8 protein-coding genes are annotated in these 17,216 nt (G+C 64.2%); 7 read left to right on the top strand and 1 reads right to left on the bottom strand.

Going from position 1 to position 17,216, the window contains the following annotated elements:
- Positions 1–53 precede the first annotated feature (53 nt).
- The 5 genes from hutI to AC1RZR_RS25445 are packed head-to-tail and all read left to right on the top strand — an operon-like array spanning position 54 to position 5,937.
- Positions 54–1,289, top strand: a complete 1,236-nt coding sequence (gene hutI, locus AC1RZR_RS25465) for an imidazolonepropionase (protein WP_481826360.1) — start codon at positions 54–56, stop codon at positions 1,287–1,289.
- On the top strand, positions 1,286–2,824 hold the full coding sequence (gene hutH / locus AC1RZR_RS25460; protein WP_481826359.1) for a histidine ammonia-lyase: 1,539 nt from the start codon (positions 1,286–1,288) through the stop codon (positions 2,822–2,824). The genes hutI and hutH overlap by 4 nt, the downstream gene beginning before the upstream one ends.
- A gap of 2 nt (positions 2,825–2,826) precedes the next feature.
- The gene (gene hutG / locus AC1RZR_RS25455; RefSeq protein WP_481826358.1) at positions 2,827–3,639 is read left to right on the top strand and encodes an N-formylglutamate deformylase; all 813 of its coding nucleotides are present in this window, start codon (positions 2,827–2,829) and stop codon (positions 3,637–3,639) included.
- A gap of 27 nt (positions 3,640–3,666) precedes the next feature.
- The gene (gene hutU, locus AC1RZR_RS25450) at positions 3,667–5,337 is read left to right on the top strand and encodes a urocanate hydratase (RefSeq protein WP_481826357.1); all 1,671 of its coding nucleotides are present in this window, start codon (positions 3,667–3,669) and stop codon (positions 5,335–5,337) included.
- A gap of 12 nt (positions 5,338–5,349) precedes the next feature.
- Positions 5,350–5,937, top strand: a complete 588-nt coding sequence (locus AC1RZR_RS25445) for a HutD/Ves family protein (protein ID WP_481826356.1) — start codon at positions 5,350–5,352, stop codon at positions 5,935–5,937.
- Here AC1RZR_RS25445 and AC1RZR_RS25440 read toward each other — a convergent pair.
- Complete coding sequence (locus AC1RZR_RS25440; protein WP_481826355.1) at positions 5,934–6,191, bottom strand: hypothetical protein; 258 nt, start codon at positions 6,189–6,191, stop codon at positions 5,934–5,936. The genes AC1RZR_RS25445 and AC1RZR_RS25440 overlap by 4 nt on opposite strands.
- A gap of 12 nt (positions 6,192–6,203) precedes the next feature.
- On the opposite strand from AC1RZR_RS25440, the gene AC1RZR_RS25435 reads away from it, so the two are divergent.
- Both AC1RZR_RS25435 and AC1RZR_RS25430 read left to right on the top strand, forming a co-directional pair.
- Complete coding sequence (locus AC1RZR_RS25435; protein WP_481826354.1) at positions 6,204–14,786, top strand: glycoside hydrolase family 94 protein; 8,583 nt, start codon at positions 6,204–6,206, stop codon at positions 14,784–14,786.
- 518 nt (positions 14,787–15,304) lie between these two features.
- Positions 15,305–17,086 carry a glucan ABC transporter ATP-binding protein/ permease gene (locus tag AC1RZR_RS25430; protein ID WP_481826353.1) on the top strand — a complete coding sequence of 594 codons (1,782 nt, stop codon included), beginning with the start codon at positions 15,305–15,307 and terminating at the stop codon, positions 17,084–17,086.
- The last annotated feature ends 130 nt before the right edge of the window (positions 17,087–17,216 follow it).

Genomic DNA, 17,216 nt, shown 5'->3' with positions numbered 1-17,216 from the left:
GTGCGTTTCAATATGTATATACATAATCGTCACCGATTGAAACGGAAAAGATGATGGCTGCAGAGAGCAAAAGCCGGTCAGGGGGTCTTCGTCTGTGGCGCAATGCGCGCCTGGCGACCATGGCCGAGGGTGCCGCCGGACTTGGTGTCGTCGAACACGGCGCGGTCGCCGCGCGTGACGGCCGCATTGTCTATGCCGGCCCTGAATCGGGAATGCCCGCAGCGCTTGCCCAAGGCGCCGATACGATCGACTGCGAGGGCCGCTGGATCACGCCGGGCCTGATCGACTGCCACACCCATCTGGTCCATGCCGGCAACCGCGCCAACGAATTCGAGATGCGATTGGCCGGCGCCACCTACGAAGAGGTCGCCAGGGCCGGCGGCGGCATTGTCTCCTCGGTCAAATCCTTGCGCGCCGCCAGCGAAGACGAACTGATCGCGCAATCGCTGCCGCGCCTCGATGCGCTGATCGCCGAGGGCGCCACCACCGTAGAAGTAAAGTCGGGCTATGGGCTCGATCTCGAAAACGAAAAGAAGTCGCTGCGTGCTGCCCGCCAACTGGGTGAACAGCGGCCAGTGACGATCCGCACGACCTTCCTCGGCGCCCATGCGTTGCCGCCGGAAGCCAACGGCGACAAGGACGCCTTCATCGATCTGGTCGCAAAGGAAATTCTTCCGGCGGTTGCCGCCGAGAAGCTGGCCGATGCCGTCGACGGGTTTTGCGAGGGCATCGCCTTTTCGCCGGAGCAGATGGCGCGCGTCTTCGACGCTGCCAAGGCAGCAGGCTTGCCGGTCAAGCTTCATGCCGACCAGTTGTCCAATTTGCATGGCGCCGAACTTGCCGCGCGCTATGGTGCGCTGTCGGCGGATCATCTCGAATACGCCGATGAGGCGGGCGCCGTGGCGATGGCGAAGGCCGGAACCGTGGCGACAATCCTGCCCGGCGCCTACTATTTTATTCGCGAAACGAAGAAGCCACCGATTGGCCTGTTCCGCCAGCACGGCGTCAGGATGGCCGTCGCTACCGACAACAATCCCGGCACCTCGCCGCTGACCTCGCTGCTTCTGACCATGAACATGGCGGCGACCTTGTTCGGCCTGACCGTCGACGAATGCCTTGCCGGCGTTACCCGCGAGGCCGCCCGTGCGCTCGGCCTGTTGGCAGAAACCGGCACGCTCGAAGCCGGCAAATCCGCCGATCTGGCGATCTGGAACATCGAACGCCCCGCCGAACTCGTCTACCGCATGGGGTTCAACCCGCTGCATGCCCGCATCTGGAGAGGACAATGACCGAACTGACCCTGAAGCCCGGCAATGCGACGCTGGCAGACTGGCGCGCCATCTACCGTGGCGCCGTGCCGAAGCTTGACGATGCCTGCCGGCCAAAGATCAAGGCGAGCGCCGAGGCCGTTGCAAGGATCGTCGCCAAGGGCGAGCCGGTCTATGGCATCAACACCGGCTTCGGCAAACTGGCCAGCGTCCGCATCCCCGCCGGCGACCTCGAGACCTTGCAGCGCAACATCGTGCTGTCGCATGCCGCCGGCGTCGGCGAGCCGATGCCGGTCGCTGTTTGCAGGCTGATGATGGCGCTGAAGCTGGCCAGCCTGGCGCAGGGCGCATCCGGCGTGCGTCCTCAGACCATCGAGTTGCTGGAGGCAATGCTCGCCAACGACGTCATCCCGGTGGTTCCCGCGCAAGGCTCCGTCGGCGCCTCCGGCGACCTTGCGCCGCTGTCGCACATGACGGCGGTGATGATCGGCGTCGGCGAATGCTTCACCCCGCATGGCCGCTTCCCGGCCAAGGTCGCCTTCGTTTCTCACGGGCTGGAGCCGGTGACATTGGGCGCCAAGGAAGGCCTGGCGTTGCTCAACGGCACGCAGTTTTCCACCGCCTATGCGCTGGCTGCCTTGTTCGAGGCCGAAGTCCTCTACCAGTCGGCGCTGGTCGCCGGCGCCTTGTCGACCGACGCTGCAAAAGGCTCCGACGCCCCCTTCGATCCGCGCATCCATGCGCTGAGAAAGCATCGCGGCCAGATCGAGACGGCGGACGCGCTGCGCAGCCTCATGGCAGGCAGCGCCATCCGTGAATCGCATCGTGTCGGCGACGAACGCGTTCAGGATCCTTATTGCTTGCGCTGCCAGCCGCAGGTCATGGGCGCAGCACTCACCGTTCTGCGTCAGGCAGCGGACACGCTTGGCACCGAGGCCAATGGCGTCACCGACAATCCGCTGATCTTCGCCGAGGATGATACCGCACTTTCCGGCGGCAATTTCCACGCCGAGCCGGTGGCCTTCGCCGCCGACATGATCGCGCTCGCTGTCTGCGAGATCGGCTCGCTGTCGGAGCGCCGTATCGCCATGCTGGTCGATCCCGCGCTGTCGGGGATGCCGGCCTTCCTGACGCCGAAGCCCGGCCTGAACTCCGGTTTCATGATCCCGCAGGTGACGGCGGCGGCCCTCGTTTCCGAGAACAAGCAGAAAGCCTATCCGGCCAGCGTCGATTCCATACCGACCTCGGCCAACCAGGAAGACCATGTTTCGATGGCAGCGCATGGCGCGCGCCGGCTGATCGGCATGGTCGAGAACGCAACCGCGGTCATCGGCATCGAATTGCTGGCCGCCACCCAGGGCTGCGATTTCCATACACCGCTGGCTTCGAGCGCGGCACTTGAAGCCGTGCGCAAATTGGTCAGAGCGGAAGTGCCGCATCTCGACAATGACCGGCATTTCCATCCTGACATGGAAAAAGCCATCGCCATGGTGCGCAGTGGTGCGACCATCAAGGCAGCCGGTGCGGTAACATTGCCGTCGATCTCGGGAGCCTGAACATGACCGACTGGCTTACAGTGACGGAAGGCACGGCACCTCTTGTGGTGTCGATCCCGCATACCGGTACCGATCTCGCCGGCATCGCCAACCGGCTGGTCTCGCCCTGGCTTGGCCGTCGCGACTGCGACTGGTGGATCGACCAGCTCTACGATTTCGCCGCCGGCCTTGGCGCGACTGTTGTGCATACGTCGATCTCGCGCACGGTCATCGATGTCAACCGCGATCCCTCCGGCGCCTCGCTCTATCCGGGGCAGACGACGACGACGCTTTGCCCGACCGAGACTTTCGACGGTGATCCGCTTTACCTGCTCGGCGAGGAACCGACGCCGGCGGAAATCAGCCAGCGCTATCAGTCATATTTCCTACCCTACCATGAAATGTTGGGGTTTCAGGCCACCAGGCTGCGCGGCCTGCATCAGAAGGTCGTCATCTATGACTGCCACTCGATCCGTTCGGTTCTGCCGCGCCTGTTCGAGGGCAAGCTGCCTGTGTTCAATCTCGGCACCAATGACGGCCGGACAGCCGATCCGGAGCTGCAGAGCCTGGTCGGCCAGATCATGGCTGAAACCGGCGACAGCTACGTTATCAACGGCCGTTTCAAGGGTGGCTGGATCACGCGCTACTTCGGCAACCCGCAAGGCGGCTTCCATGCGCTCCAGATGGAACTTGCCGATCGCGGCTACATGCATGAGCCCGAGGGCAAGGGGGAGCCGGACAATTGGCCGGTGCCGTATGATGCTGCGTTCGCGGCACCCATGGCCGCGAAGCTGAAGAAGATTCTCGAGGCCGCGATCACCTGGGCGCAGAGCTGACATTCGATCCTTTTCTGGAGTGACCACATGAACAATCCTCGCCACAACATCCGCGAAGTCCGTAGCCCACGCGGCACGGAAATCAGCGCCCGCTCCTGGCTGACGGAAGCGCCGCTGCGCATGCTGATGAACAATCTCGATCCGGACGTCGCCGAAAACCCCAACGAACTGGTCGTCTATGGCGGCATCGGCCGGGCGGCGCGAACCTGGAACGACTTTGACCGCATCGTCGCCTCGTTGAGGACGCTGGCCGATGACGAGACCTTGCTGGTTCAGTCGGGCAAGCCGGTTGGCGTGTTCCGCACCCATCCGGACGCGCCGCGCGTGCTGATCGCCAACTCCAACCTGGTGCCGCACTGGGCGACATGGGAAAAGTTCAACGAGCTCGATAAGAAGGGCCTGATGATGTACGGCCAGATGACGGCCGGTTCGTGGATCTACATCGGCACGCAAGGCATCGTGCAGGGCACCTACGAGACCTTCGTCGAGGCCGGGCGCCAGCACTATGGCGGCAATCTCAGGGGTAAATGGATCCTGACCGGCGGTCTCGGCGGAATGGGCGGTGCCCAGCCGCTGGCCGCTGTCATGGCCGGCGCCTGCTGCCTGGCGATCGAATGCAACCCGGATTCGATCGATTTCCGCCTGCGCACCCGCTATGTCGACGAGAAGGCCGAGACACTCGACGAGGCGATGGCGATGATAGAGCGCTGGACCAAGGCAGGCGAGGCGAAGTCGGTAGGCCTACTCGGCAACACGGCCGAGATCGTTCCGGAAATGTTCAGGCGCGGCATTCGCCCCGATATGGTCACCGACCAGACCTCGGCCCACGACCCCATCAACGGCTATCTGCCCAAGGGCTGGACGATGGCTGAGTGGCGTGAGAAGCGCGTCAGCGACCCGAAGGCAGTTGAAAAAGCCGCCCGTGCTTCGATGCGCGAACATGTCGAGGCAATGGTGGCGTTCTGGAACGCCGGCGTGCCGACGCTCGACTATGGCAACAACATCCGCCAGGTGGCCAAGGAGGAGGGGTTCGAGAACGCTTTTGCCTTCCCCGGCTTCGTGCCGGCCTATATCCGACCGCTGTTTTGCCGCGGCATCGGCCCGTTCCGCTGGGCAGCCCTGTCGGGCGATCCCGAGGACATCTACAAGACCGACGCCAAGGTGCGTGAACTGACGCCCGGCAACACCCATCTGCACAACTGGCTCGACATGGCGCGCGAGCGTATCGCCTTCCAGGGCCTGCCGGCGCGTATCTGCTGGGTTGGCCTCGGCGATCGGCACAGGCTCGGCCTCGCCTTCAACGAGATGGTGGCCAAGGGCGAACTCAAGGCGCCCGTCGTGATCGGCCGCGATCACCTCGATTCCGGCTCGGTCGCCTCGCCGAACCGCGAGACGGAATCCATGAAAGACGGCTCTGACGCGGTGTCCGACTGGCCGCTGCTCAACGCGCTGCTCAACACCGCATCGGGCGCCACCTGGGTGTCGCTGCACCATGGCGGCGGTGTCGGCATGGGCTTCTCGCAGCACGCCGGCATGGTCATCGTCGCCGACGGCACGGGCGAAGCGGCCAGGCGCCTGGAACGGGTGTTGTGGAACGATCCGGCGACCGGTGTCATGCGCCACGCCGATGCCGGCTACGACATCGCCATCGAGTGCGCCAAGGAGCACCAGCTCAACCTGCCCGGCATTCTCGGCTGATTGGCTGAACCGATGCGCATCCTGCGGGCAGCCGAATACCGGTCGATGCCGTGGAAGAATGGTGGCGGGGTGACGACGGAAATCGTCGTCTCGCCTGCCGGAGCCGGGCTCGACGAGTTCGACTGGCGCGTCTCGATGGCGCGCGTCGAAGGCAGCGGTCCGTTCTCGCAATTTGCCGGGATTGATCGCACGCTTGCCGTGCTCGAAGGCGAGGGCATTGTGCTCGATATTGCCGGCCGCCCGCCGATATCGGTCACCAGGGCGACGGATCCGCTTTCCTTTCCTGCTGACGTATCGACTGCCGCCGCGCTGATTGGCGGGCCGATCACCGATCTCAATGTCATGACCCGCCGCGGCCGGATGACGCATTCGGTCGAGCGCCTGGTGGCCTCGACCTCCGTGGAAATCAGGACGGAGACCAGGACGACCCTCGTCCTGTGCTTGAACGGCGAAGTCATCGTGCCCGGCACCGATCCGATCCGCCTCGGGCCACTCGACATGCTGCTGCCCGGCCCGGACATCGCCAGCCTGCTTGTCCAGCCCGTCCATGACACGACGCTGTTCGTCATCCGGATCGAAGGCATCTCCGGCAACGATTAACGCTTGTTTCCAAACATGATCGCGATGCCGGCGAAATATAGCGTAAGCTGCTGGCGGCACCACGAAAAAGCCTGAATCCTCTCCGTCGATCGGACCTGACGGGAAGAGGGGCGCTCGTCTTTGAATTTTGCTGAGAGATGACGCCCTGTCGTGGTGCGGAAACAAACTTTCGGCAAGTGGGATAATGCAACCAATTGCATTTGAATCGGTTTTAGGGCCATTGCCGTGGCGGTGACGCCGCTCAGTGTCCGCATACGGAATTTTCAATGAATATTCAGACGACCCCTGCACAAATCGAGAAGACAAGCGCGAGCTTCCCGGCCATCACGGAAGAGCCGATTCGATCCAATTTCCTGCCCGAAGAGCGTCTTCGCCTGCTTGGCGAAAGCCTGGCAAACGGCGATCTCACCGATTTGTTCGGCCTCACGCCGTTCGACTTTCAGGCCCGCATCCGCGACAGCGCCAAGAAGATTTTGGAAGTCTACCGCTCGACCAATGCCGCGCAGGCGAGGGGTGAGACGATCACGCCGGCGGCGCAGTGGCTGCTCGACAACAATTATCTGGTCGAAGAAACCATTTTCCAGGTCAAGCGCGATCTGCCGCGGCGCTTCTACCGCCAGTTGCCCGTTCTGAAACTGCCCGATGGCGGCACCGTGCCACGCGCGCTGGCACTGGCCTGGACCTATGTGGCGCATTCGGACAGTTCCGTCTCGGCGACGATGTTCAAGTCCATCGTCCAGGGCTTTCAGTCGCTCGAGCCGCTGAAGATCGGCGAACTCTGGGCGCTGCCGTCACTTCTGCGCTTCGTGCTGATCGAAAATCTCCGCCGGCTGGCGGTCAGGGTCAACCGCACCCGCCAGATGCGCCAGATCGCCAACGATGTCGCCGACAAGGTTCTGGCGACCGACGACAGCCCGGACCGGCAGGCGATCCTGTCCAACTTCAGCGCTCACGCGCAGGACACCACCTTTGCCACCCAGTTGCTCTACCGCTTGCGCGATGGGTCGCAGAATGCCGGCAAGGCATTGGAATGGCTCGAAGGCGAGCTCGAAAAGACCGGCTCCGACGCCGAGGAAATCATCATTTCCGAACATCACACGCTGTCGAGCGGCAATGTGACGACCGGAAACATCATCCGCGGCCTGCGCCTCATCAACGACGTCGACTGGACGGTTTGGTTCGAAGGCGTCAGCCGCATCGACACCGTGCTGCGCGAACGCACCGATTTCGCCGCGCTCGACTTCTTCTCGCGTGACCAGTACCGGACCGCGATCGAGGAACTGGCGCGCCGCTCCGACCTTTCGGAGTATCGCGTCGCCGAGAGGGCCATCGAACTGGCTGGTCCCGCCGCCAGCGAGACCACGTCCGGCGACAATCAAAGCGATGCCGCTCCGGCTGCATCCGCTCACACCGATGTCGGTTTCTTTCTCGTCGGCCCACGCCGGCTGGAACTGGAGAAATCGATCGGCTATCGGCCAACCATCAGCCAGACGGTCAAGCGTGCCTTCCGCAAGACCGGATGGCTTGGCATCGTCGTACCGGTGTTTGCGCTGACGGCCCTGCTTCTCGTCCTCTCCGGCAATGCGCTGGCCAATCTCGGCCTGTCGGTGCCGTCGATCGTCTTGATGCTGGCGCTGTTTGCCGTGCCAGCCAGCGAGGGCGCGCTGGCCTTCTTCAACACCGTCGTATCGCTGTTCCTGAAACCGACGCGCCTCGTTGGCTATGATTACAGGCACGGCGTGCCGCCGGAGGCGCGCACGCTGGTGGTGGTGCCGTCGCTGATCGGCTCACGCGACGACGTCGAGGAAAACATCCGCAATATCGAGGTGCATCATCTCGCCAACACGGCGGATGAAATCCATTTTGCGCTGCTGTCGGACTGGCCCGACAGCAAGACCGAGATCGATGCTGCGGATACCGAAATCCTCGAATTCGCCCGCGCCGAGATCGCTCGCCTCAACGCCCGCTATCCCTCCGAAGGTGCGCCGCGTTTCTACATCCTGCACCGGCGGCGACTGTTCAATGCGGCGCAAGGGTCCTGGATGGGCTGGGAGCGCAAGCGCGGCAAGCTGCACGAGCTCGACCTCCTGCTGCGCGGCGACAGCGATACCACGTTCCTGCCGCTCGACGTGCCGCTGCCGGAAAACGTCGTCCATGTGATGACGCTCGACGCCGACACGCGCACCACCCGCGACGCTGTCGCGACCCTGGTCGGCAAGCTATGCCATCCGCTCAACCGGCCGCATTTCGATGCCACCAGGCGTGTCGTCACGGCCGGCTACGCGATCCTGCAGCCGCGCATCACCGCGTCGCTGACCAGCGGCGACGATGCGTCGTTCTTCCAGCGGGTCTTCTCGGCCAATCGCGGCCTCGACCCGTACGTCTTTGCCGTGTCCGATCTTTATCAGGACGTCTTCGGCGACGGGTCCTTCACCGGCAAGGGCCTCTATCATGTCGACGCTTTCGAGGCCGCGCTGCAGGGCCGCATCGAGGAAAACACCATCCTCAGCCACGATCTGCTCGAAGGCGCGCTGGCGCGCTCGGCCCTGGTCACCGACGTCGAACTGGTCGAGGACTATCCGACGCGCTACTCGGTCGATGCCTCGCGCCACCATCGCTGGGCACGTGGCGACTGGCAGCTTCTCGGCTTCATGCTCGATCCGCGCTCCGGCGTGCCGGCTCTGTCGCGCTGGAAGATGATCGACAATCTGCGCCGCTCGCTGACGCCGATCTTCTGGGTCATGGCGGCGATCGCCGGCTGGACGCTGCTGCCCTTCACCCAGGCCGCGCAGTGGCAGGCCCTGTTGATCCTCAGCCTGTTCATGGCGCCGACATTCGACATCGTCAACGCCATCCTGCCCAAGAGCGGCGACCAGACGCCGCGCGGCCATTTCTCGGCCCTGGCGCGCGACGCCGCCTTCGGCACCGCCATGGTGGCGCTCAAGATCGTGCTGATGGCGCATAACGCCTGGATGATGGGCGATGCCATCATCCGCACGCTCTACCGGCTGTTCGTCAGCCGCCAGAACCTGCTGGAATGGCGTACCGCCTCGCAGGCGCACAAGAGCGGCGACAACGATCTCGGTTCCTATTACGGCATGATGTATGGCGCCGTGATCATCGGCTTCGTTGGCCTCGCCATACCGGTGCTCGCCGATTCCACCGGTGCCTTCGTCGCCTTCTTCTTCGCCCTGTTCTGGATCGCTTCTCCAGCCATCGCCGCCTGGATCAGCCGTTCCGCTGAAACCGAGGATCGGCTGCACATCTCGGCAGCCGACATCCATGCGCTTCGCACGGTGGCGCGGCGCACATGGCATTACTTCGAAAGCTTCGTGACGGCCGAGCACCACAATCTGCCGCCGGACAATTTCCAGGAAAGCCCGGCGCCCGTCGTGGCACCGCGCACCTCGCCGACCAACATCGGCGTCTACCTGCTGTCCGTCGTGTCGGCGCGCGACTTCGGCTGGATCAGCCTGTCCGACGCCATCACCCGCATCGACGCCACCATGACGACCATCGAGGGCATGCCGCGTGATCGCGGCCACCTCTTCAACTGGTATGACACGACGACGCTGAAGCCGCTCTATCCGCTCTACATCTCGGCTGTCGACAGCGGCAATCTCGCCGGCCATCTGGTGGCGGTGGCGGCAGCTTGCGCCGAATGGGCGGAAGCGCCCTCCGTCCATCTCCAGGGCGATTTCGAGGGCATTCTCGACACGGTGACCATCCTTAGCGAGAGCCTTGACGAGTTGCCCGACGACCGCCGCCAGCTGCGGCCCTTGCGCCAGCGCCTCGTCGACCGTCTCGACGGCATGCGGCGCGCGGTCGACACCATCAAGGCGCAGCCGGAAATGGCGTCGATCCGCACCATCAATCTGGCCGTTCTGGCCGGCGAGATCCGCAAGCTCGCCACCGCCATCCACACCGAGGCGGCGTCGCCACAGAGCGACGTCATCGTCGACTGGGCAGCCAGGCTCGAGGCCACTTGCGAGGCACATGTCCATGACGCGCACAGCGACGACAATGCCGTCGAGGCGCTGCGCGCCAAGCTGCTGACCTTGCGCGAGCGCACGCGCCGCTTCGCCTTCGAGATGGATTTCTCCTTCCTGATGCGGCCCGAACGCAAGCTGCTGTCGATCGGTTACCGGGTCGAGGAGCACCAGCTCGATGAAAGCTGCTACGACCTGCTGGCGTCCGAGGCGCGGCTGACCAGCCTGTTCGCCATTGCCAAGGGGGACCTGCCGACCGAGCACTGGTTCCGGCTTGGCCGGCCGATCGTCGAGATCGGTTTCCAGGGCGCGCTGATGTCCTGGTCCGGCTCGATGTTCGAATATCTGATGCCGCCGCTGGTGATGAAGGAGGCGCAAGGCAGCATTCTCAACCAGACCAGCAAGCTGATCATCAAGCGCCAGATCCAGTACGGCCGACAGAAGAACGTTCCGTGGGGCATTTCGGAAGCGGCCTACAACGCCCGCGACCGTGAACTGACCTACCAGTACACCAATTTCGGCGTGCCCGGGCTTGGCCTGAAGCGCGGCCTTGGCCAGAACACGGTGATCGCGCCCTACGCCACTGTGCTCGCGGCACAGTTCAACCCGCGCGAAGCCGTGCGGAATCTCTCCCGGCTGCGGGAGATCGGCGCGCTTGGCCGCCACGGTTACTACGACGCCGTCGACTTCACGCCGCAGCGCGTGCCGGAAGGCACCGATCATGTGGTCGTGCAGAACTACATGGCCCACCATTCAGGCATGTCGATTGTCGCGGTCGCCGACGCCATCTTCGAAGGCCGCATGCGTGATCGCTTCCACAGTGATCCGGTCATCGAATCGGCCGAACTGCTGCTGCAGGAGAGGGCGCCGCGCGACATTCCGACCGCGACCGTGAGGACCGAGGCCGACGAACGCTCCAAGGACGAGACCGAAGTCGAGAGCCCTGACTCCCGCATCGTGCTCGATCCGTTGCGGGCGCTGCGTTCGACCAGTGTGATGTCGAACGGCCGCTATTCGGTGATGGTTACCGCGACCGGTTCGGGCTACAGCCGCTGGGGCGATCTCTCCGTCACACGCTGGCAGCCGGATCCGACCGAGGACCGGCTCGGCTCCTACATCTTCCTGCGTGATGCGGGTACCGGCGACTGGTGGTCGGCAACCGCAGAGCCGAAGCATGCGGCCGAGGAAAAGGCGCAGACCTTGTTCTCCGACGACAAGGCGAGCTTCGTTAAATCGGTGGGCACGCTGCGCTCCGAGGTCGAATGTATCGTCATCTCGGAAGGCAACGGCGAGGGTCGCCGGGTCACGCTCTACAATGACGGGCCGTCCGACCGTCACATCGAAGTGACTTCCTTCGCCGAACTTGTGCTCGGCCTGGAGGCATCCGACAACGCGCATCCGGCTTTCTCGAAGATGTTCGTGGAAACCGAAATCGCGTCCAACAACGCGCAGATCTTCGCCACGCGGCGCAAGCGGGAGACCAGCGAGCCCGATATCGCCATGGTGCATTTCGTCACCGACCCGTCCGGATCGGCGCGCGATGCCGAAGCCGAGACCGATCGGCGCGCCTTCATCGGCCGTGGTCGCACCATCGTCGACGCTGCCGCTTTCGATCCTGGCGCCAGGCTAGGCGGCCATTCGGGCTTCACGCTCGATCCCGTAGCCGCGCTGCGCCGCCAGGTGCGCGTGCCCGCCAACAAGAAGATATCGCTGACCTTCTGGACCGTCGTCGGAGCCAGCCGCACGGAACTGGACGAAGCCGTTGCCCGGCTCGACCATCCAGAGAGTTTTGCCCGCCAGGCCATGCTCGCCTGGACCCGCAGCCAGGTGCAGACCCGCCATATGGGCCTCAGCCTGACCGATGCCGCCAATGTGCAGAAACTGGCCCGCTACCTGATCTATCCCGATCCGTTCCTGCGTCTTCCCGCCGAATCCATCGCCTCGGGGCTGGGCAAGCAGTCGAGCCTGTGGCCGACCAGCATTTCGGGCGATTTCCCGATCTTCCTGGTCAGGATCGGCGACGTTGCCGATCTCGAAATCGTCGCCCAGGCGCTGCGCTTCCAGGAGTACATGCGCACCCGCGGCATGATGATCGACTTCGTCGTCGTCAACGAGCAGGCGTCCTCCTATGTCCAGGACCTGCAGCGGGCGGTCGAGACGCTGTGCGAAAACAGCCGCTTGCGCGGCAAGGAACTCGGACCTCGCCAGCACATTTTCGCGGTGCGCCGCGACCTGATGGACGAGACCACCTACAAGACGCTGCTCGCTGTCGCCAGGGTGGTCCTGCACACGCGCAACGGCACCATCTTCGACCAGATCGAACGAGCCGAGGCGGCGGCGCTGCAGGCGCGCGACGCGCTGCAGCCGGCAGCCTTGGTGGTTCCGCGCGAATTGCCCTCGCTGGCGCCCATGGCGCATGCCTCGCAAGCGGTGGCGAATGTCAGCGCCGATGGCGCCGGGCTTAGCCAGTGGAACGGTTTTGGCGGTTTCGACGGCGACGGGCGGCACTATGTCGTGCGCCTGGCTGGCCGGCGCACCACGCCACAGCCGTGGATCAACGTCGTCTCCAATGCTTCGTTCGGCTTCCACACCTCTGCCGAGGGTGCTGCCTTCACCTGGAGCCGCAACAGCCGCGACTACCAACTGACGCCATGGTCGAACGACCCGGTCTCGAACCGGCCGGGCGAGGGCCTCTACATCTACGATCAGGCCAGCGGCAAAGCGTTCTCGCCGCTCGCCGCCGTGGTACGCGATCCTTCGATGACCTACGAGGCCTGGCACGGCCAGGGCTTCTCGACATTCCGCTCGAAGCGCGGGCCGTTGTCGATGGACCTCACCCATGTCGTCGACCCGGTCGACCCAGTGAAGATCTCGCGGCTGCGCATCCAGAATTCCGGCGCGGTGCCGGCGCGGCTGCGGGTTTATGCCTATGCCGAATGGGTGCTCGGCGGGCATCGGTCGCGCACGGCGGCAACCATCGTCCCGTCGCGGGACGCCGCCACCGGTGCGTTGCTGGCGCAAAACCCCTACGGGCTCGATTTCAGCGAGCGGGTGGCCTTCCTAGCAACCGATGGCGGCGTCCAGTCGGTGACGACCGACCGCTCGGAGTTCCTCGGCCGGCATGGCTCCAGCGAGCTTCCACAGGCGGTGCTGAGCGGCGCGGCGTTGTCGGGCCGTGTCGAGGCCGGCGACGATCCTTGCGCGGCGCTCGCCCGCGACATCGAGATCCAGGCCGGTGGCGACGTGACGCTGCTCTGGCTGCTTGGTGATGCCGAGTCCGTCGAGGAGGCCAGCGCCCTGGTGCAGGAACACCGGGCTAGGGATTTCGACCAGCGGCTGGCCGACAACGAGCGCGAATGGCGTGGTTTCCTCGACACCATCCAGGTCGAGACACCGGACAAGGCGCTCGACGCCATGGTCAATCACTGGCTGCCCTATCAGAGCCTGGCCTGCCGTATCCGCGCCCGCTCCGCCTTCTACCAGGCAAGCGGTGCGTTCGGCTTCCGCGACCAGTTGCAGGACACGCTGGCATTGCTGGCGCATGACCCGCTACTGGCACGCGACCAGATCCTCAACGCGGCGCGGCGGCAGTTCCCCGAAGGCGACGTGCAGCATTGGTGGCTGCCGCGCACCGGGGCCGGCGTGCGCACCATGATCTCCGACGACGTGGTCTGGCTGGCCCATGCCACGGCGCGCTACCTGCTGGTCACCGGCGATGCCACCATCCTGAAGGAGCACCTGCCCTTCATCGATGGACAGGCGCTGGGCGAGGGGGAGCACGATGCGTTCTTCACTCCGGAAATTTCGAAGAAGACGGCGTCGCTCTACGACCATTGCGCGCGGGCGCTCGACCTTGCCATCAAGCGCAGCAGTCCCGCCGGGCTGCCGCTGATCCTCGGCGGCGACTGGAACGACGGCATGAACCGCGTCGGCGAGCACGGCAAGGGCGAGAGCGTCTGGCTCGGCTGGTTCCTGCTGAAGACGCTGGGCGACTTTGGCGCCGTTGCCAAGACCGAAGGCGATGCCAAGCGCGCGCAAGCCTGGGCAAAGCATGCCGATGCGCTGAAGCGGGCGCTTGAAAGCACGGCATGGGACGGCGAGTGGTACCGGCGCGGCAGCTTCGACGACGGCACGCCACTGGGGTCGCACAACTCGGAAGAGTGCAAGATCGACTCGATCGCCCAGTCATGGAGCGTGCTTTCGGGCGAGGGCGATCCGGCACGATCGACGACGGCGATGGAGCAGGCGACCAAACTGCTGGTCGACGACAAGCTTAAGATCGTCAAGCTGTTTACGCCGCCTTTCTCGAAGACGGACAAGGACCCCGGCTATATCAAGAGCTATCCGCCCGGTGTTCGCGAAAATGGCGGCCAGTACACCCATGCCGCCACATGGTTCGTCATCGCGCTTGCCGAGATGGGGCGGACCGACGAGGCCTATCGCTGTTTCTCGATGCTGAACCCGTTCAACCACGCGACCGACGAGGCCTCGGCCGAGCACTATCGCGTCGAGCCCTATGTGGTGGCGGCCGATATCTATGCCGGGGACGACAAGGGCGGCCGTGGCGGCTGGACCTGGTACACCGGCTCGGCCGGCTGGCTCTACAGGGCGGCGGTCGAAGGCATCCTGGGTATCGAGCGGCGCGGCAAGCGCGTTCAGTTCAATCCGAGGCTCCCCAGCCATTGGGACGGGTACTCGGCAACCCTCAAGATGCTGGGGGCGGAACTCAGGGTTCGTGTCACCCGCGACAATAAGGCCAAGGCGGTTTCGCTGGAACTGAATGGGGCAAAGACCAAGGGCTCGACTGTCGAACTGAAGAGCGGCGAGGTTGCCGAAATCGTCATCAGGATCCCTGCCTGAGGCAAGTCGCCCGGCAGCATTCCCTCGGGCTCGAGCCCGGGGGAGGGCGCGGTTTTCGGGACCACGGTTGGATGAAAGGCGCCATGCCGCCCAGCGTTTCCATCGGCCTGGGCCGAAGGGCCTGTCGCTGAGATGCCCATAAAATCAAAGGCTTGATCCGTACCGTATGAGCCGCCCCAAGCGGCGAGGCTTGGCATCGCGTTGCCTTGGCGCGCGCCCAAGGCCGCTTAGTTTCGCTCTATACTGTGCAGAAGGCGATTTGAGCCTTGGTCATCCGCCCGACATTGTTGCTGATTAAAATTGTGGCAGCGCGTTCCAGCTGCCATGATTTCGCCGCATGCCTGACATTTTACCTGTCTTCTCAAACCGTTAGATGATCACGGCAGATTTCGGAACGTCGCCATCTTTTGTTCGCTCTGAGGGAACTGAAGAGGTACACGGCCATTGTTTTGCGACGTATCAACCGGTACGAGTCAAATGATGCAGTGCACAATAAACAGCTTGGCGGAGTAACTGGGGTGACCCTTCTGCAAATCTACTGGCGAGCGCTCGGTTATCTGGCCGCGGACAGGAAACGCGTCGCGTTGATCTGTTCGGCCAACGTAGCCCTTGCCATCGTGGCGCTTCTCGAGCCGATTATGTTCGGTCGCGTCATCGGCGCCATCTCCGATCGCGGCTCTGTCTTCACCACGCTGGTCATGTGGGCGGGTCTCGGAGCCTTCAACATCGTTGCTTTCGTCATGGTGGCGCGCGGCGCTGACCGCTTTGCCCACGCGCGGCGCAGCGAAGTCCTGTGCCAGTCCTTCGAGCGCGTCATCACCATGCCGCTCGCCTGGCACCATCAGCACGGCACCTCCAATGCGTTGCACACGATGCTGCGCGCGGTCGAAACCCTGTTCAGCCTTTGGCTTGAATTCATGCGTCAGCATCTGTCCACGGCTGTCGCTCTCGTACTGCTGGTCCCAACCGCGATCAGCATGGACCTGCGCATGTCGCTGGTGCTGCTTGGCCTCGGGCTGCTCTATGTCGGCATCGGCCGGATGGTAATGCGCCGCACCAAGGCGGGCCAGGCTGCTGTCGAGCGCCACTACCACAAGGTGTTCGCGCATGTGACCAACTCGGTCTCCAACGTTGCCGTGCTGCAGAGCTACAATCGCCTCGGTCACGAGGCTGATACTCTGCGCCGCTATGTCAAGAACCTGCTCGACGCGCAGAACCCCGTGCTCGACTGGTGGGCGCTGGCCAATGCCTTGCACCGTCTGTCATCGGCAATCTCGATGCTGGTCGTGTTGTCGATCGGCGCCTATCTCGTGACTCATGGTCAGTTGGGCATCGGCGATGTCATTGCATTCACCGGTTTTGCCACGATGCTGATTGCTCGCCTCGACCAGATGTCGGCTTTCGCCAACCAGATTTCCGAGGCGCGCGCCAAGCTTGAAGATTTCTACCAGCTCGAGGACTCCGCGGCCGATGCCGCTGAGCCGGATGGACTGCGCGATCTCGCCAACATCACCGGCCATGTCCGCTTCGAGAATGTCGGCTTCGAATTCGCCAATTCGGGCCAGGGCATCGACGACGTGTCGTTCGAAGTCCAGGCCGGTCAGACCGTTGCCATCGTCGGACCGACCGGCGCCGGCAAGACCACGCTCATCAATCTGCTGCAGCGCGTCTTCTCGCCGTCCCATGGCCGTATCCTGATCGACGGCGTCGACACCCGCAGCGTGACCCGCAAGTCGCTGCGCCATTCGATCGCCACCGTGTTCCAGGATGCCGGCCTGCTCAACCGCTCGATCGAGGACAACATCCGTGTCGGCCGCGCCGAGGCGACCAATGATGAGATCCATGCCGCCGCCAACGCGGCTGCGGCGCAGGACTTCATCCTGGCCAAGAGCAATGGCTATGACACGGTTGTCGGCGAACGTGGCGGCCAGCTGTCGGGTGGCGAGCGTCAGCGCATCGCTATTGCCCGCGCCGTGCTGAAGGATGCTCCGATCCTCGTGCTCGACGAGGCGACCAGCGCGCTCGACGTCGAGACCGAAGACCGCGTCAAGGACGCGATCGACGAATTGCGGCGCGACCGTACCACCTTCATAATCGCCCACCGCTTGACCACCGTTCGCGACGCCGATCTGGTCGTGTTCATGGACAAGGGCAGGGTGGTCGAAATGGGTGGCTTCGCCGAACTGTCGCTGCGCAACGGCCGCTTCGCCAGCCTGCTGCGCGCGGGCGGCCTGCTCAACGACGAGGAGGTTCGCCGCCTCAGCCGCACCGTGCAGCAACAGCAGGAAGCAGCCGCCTGAGCTTCGTTCTTCTACCTCCCCCTTGTGGGGAGGTCGGACCGAAGGTCCTGGTGTGGGGGCAGGTGCCGCCACCCCCCATCCCGCATCGACCTCCCCATAAGGGGAGGGTGGACCAGCCTGCGACACCACC

Source organism: Mesorhizobium bavaricum, from assembly GCF_056781655.1.
This window is presented reverse-complemented; position numbering and strand designations above follow the sequence as displayed.